The 1,344-nt window shown below is 60.0% G+C and carries 2 protein-coding genes; both read right to left on the bottom strand.

What is annotated here, in order from left to right:
• Positions 1-29: 29 nt before the first annotated feature.
• Positions 30-554: a hypothetical protein gene (locus tag ACW73L_RS22105; protein WP_498924699.1), complete on the bottom strand. Its 525-nt coding sequence runs from the start codon at positions 552-554 to the stop codon at positions 30-32.
• Between the two features lie 8 nt (positions 555-562).
• Positions 563-1,006 (bottom strand): hypothetical protein, encoded by a 444-nt coding sequence (locus ACW73L_RS22110; protein ID WP_498924700.1) that lies wholly within the window; start codon positions 1,004-1,006, stop codon positions 563-565.
• Between the last annotated feature and the right edge of the window lie 338 nt (positions 1,007-1,344).

Raw genomic sequence — 1,344 nt, forward strand, 5'->3', positions numbered from 1 at the left:
GCCCTGGAACTGCCCACCCGCGGATTTGATCACCACCTGATCCGCACCGCATAGCCTGGGGTTTGTGGAGCGCTTACAGTGATACCGACCGTTTTCGCTTTTCCGTCCCTGTCTCCTGTGCCCTTAAGCATGTCGGTCGCGATCTTGAGGGCGCTGCGATTTCCAGCGTAGAGCTTGAACGCCTCCCGTCCGTCGGTGCCATCGCTCCAATGCCCTACAAAGAGTTCTGCGCCGCCTCCTTGCAGCTTGATGGGCAGCGACATCGGATTGGGAGTTCTGGCCGGAAAGAAGTCAATGGTCTCAAGACTTGCACGGTCACCCTTCGCCGGTTGCCAGTCTGCAGGCGCGACAGCTTTGGCTTCAGCTTCCGCCAGGAACGAAAGGATGACTTCGATCGGGTTTTGTTCGCCCTCGGCTTGAAGAAGGAAGCGCGGCTCATCCTTCCACACGAAGCACCCTTCGGCCACGCCGCAGAGCGCCTCGGCAGCTTCCAGAAAGCCCATGCAGGCGAATACTTGTCCTGGGTTGAACAACTCAACCGGTATCGATGCCATGCCCATTGCTATTCCTCGCCTTGCTCATCGAGTTTTCGCGATGCACGCTGATCCGCTGCGCGAAAAGTGGCCTCCCACCAGGCTAGGCCCCAGGGCCCCCAACGCCATTGGAGGCGCGCAAAGCGCAGGGCGCACTCTTCCGCTCGCTTCGCTAGTACAGATGGCGGTGTCTTGGGGTCGATCGGGGCAATGACCGGGCGCGCGTAGCCGTGATGCGAAGCGACGAGGTGCAAGGCCAGTTCCTTCAGGTCCGTTGGCAAGTCTTGCAGCGCCGGCAGATCTTCCAGATCGCCCAACGAGCCGAATTCATGCCGATATCCGCAAAGTTGTCGCGGGTTGCCGCCGCCTCTGGTCTTGGCAAAGGGACGACCGGACCTTGGCGCGTTCATGGCGTCTTGCCAAACGGCGCGCTCCTTACCCAGATCGTGCGTTTCCGCTGCGGCGATGAGCATGGACCGGAACTCATCGGGAAGGCCGAGTCCTGAAGCGATTTGATCGGCTTCTCGGCCGGTCCACGTGTGGTGTTCATCGAGTCGTTGCGTGAATTTGGCAAAAGCAGGATCGCCCGGTCGAGTGGGCGCGCCTTTACCGCGATACGCCTCGACGACCAGCGGCGGAATCGCTTCCGACTCGTCATGGCTCGTTCGCGAGAAGCGATGAACCAGACGCCAATCGGATTCACCACCTCCTCTGTCCGCAGAGTCGTCGCCGTCGGAAGTGTCAGAAATTCTGTGTGTGAGGGGTTTAGGAAAAAGTCTTGTGATCAGGGGATGAAGCGCTCTTCGTAGAG

Source organism: Methylolobus aquaticus (assembly GCF_054172105.1).

Coding starts and splice junctions, on each gene's coding strand:
- ACW73L_RS22105 (WP_498924699.1), bottom strand. CDS start 554: ATGGCATCGATACCGGTTGAGTTGTTCAACCCAGGACAAGTATTCGCC.
- ACW73L_RS22110 (WP_498924700.1), bottom strand. CDS start 1,006: ATGCTCATCGCCGCAGCGGAAACGCACGATCTGGGTAAGGAGCGCGCC.